Source organism: Arhodomonas sp. KWT (assembly GCF_010993615.1).
In genome coordinates, this window is record NZ_WNXE01000758.1 from 1 (window position 1) to 814 (window position 814).

1 protein-coding gene and 1 pseudogene are annotated in these 814 nt (G+C 74.9%); both read left to right on the forward strand.

The features are described from left to right. Nucleotides 1-549, forward strand: a 549-nt coding sequence (locus tag G7A99_RS22205; protein WP_205600006.1) for an asparagine synthase C-terminal domain-containing protein, incomplete at its 5' end; no start/stop codon positions are given. Next, nucleotides 546-814: pseudogene (locus G7A99_RS22210) on the forward strand (glycosyltransferase); the annotation flags it as partial. The gene G7A99_RS22205 and the pseudogene G7A99_RS22210, both read left to right, overlap by 4 nt.

An 814-nucleotide genomic window follows, 5' to 3' on the forward strand; every position in this document is an offset into this window, starting at 1 on the left:
GTCGAGGCCTGGGCATCGACGCCGCGGGGCTGGTCGGATCTGCAGCGGATGCAGTACGTGGACCTCACCACCGCGCTGCCGGACAACCTCCTGGTCAAGGCGGACCGCATGCTCATGGCCAGCGGCGTCGAGGGCCGGCTGCCGTTCGTCGACCACCGCATCGTCGCCTTCGGGCTGTCGCTGCCCGACCGGCTCAAGGTCGCGGACGGCCAGGGCAAGCACTTTCTCAAGCGCTGGGCCGAGCGCCTGGTGCCGCGGGAGCTGCTGTACGCGCCCAAGCGCGGCTTCCACGTGCCCGTGCGCGGCTGGTTCGGTGACCACCTTGCCTGGCTGGAGCGCGTGCTGCCGGCCCATCCGGCGGTGCGCGAGTGGTTCCGCCCGGAGGGCGTGGCCTGGCTGCTGCGCCGGGATGCCGCCCGGGGCCGGCTCAGCGCGCCGGCCTTCGCCATCGTCCAGTTCGCGCTCTGGCACCGTATCGTGCTGGAGGGGGACGGCGCCGACCCGGGCAGCGACGCGGATCCCTTCCGGCTGCTGGAGGGCCGGGCATGAGCGGCGCGCCGCGGATCGCCGTGTTCCTGGCCTTCTCCGGCAAGGGCGGGGTGGAGCGCATGGTCGTGCGCCTGCTCGCCGGGCTGTTGGACCGGGGCTACGCGGTGGACCTGGTGGCGGTGCGCGCCGACCGGCTGCCCGGTCCGCTGCCGGCGGGGGTGCGGCTGGTGGACACCGGCCACCGCCACAGCCAGATGGCGGTGCTGGCGCTCGCGCGCTACCTGCGCCGGGAGCGCCCGGTGGCGCTGCTCGCCGCCAAGGACCG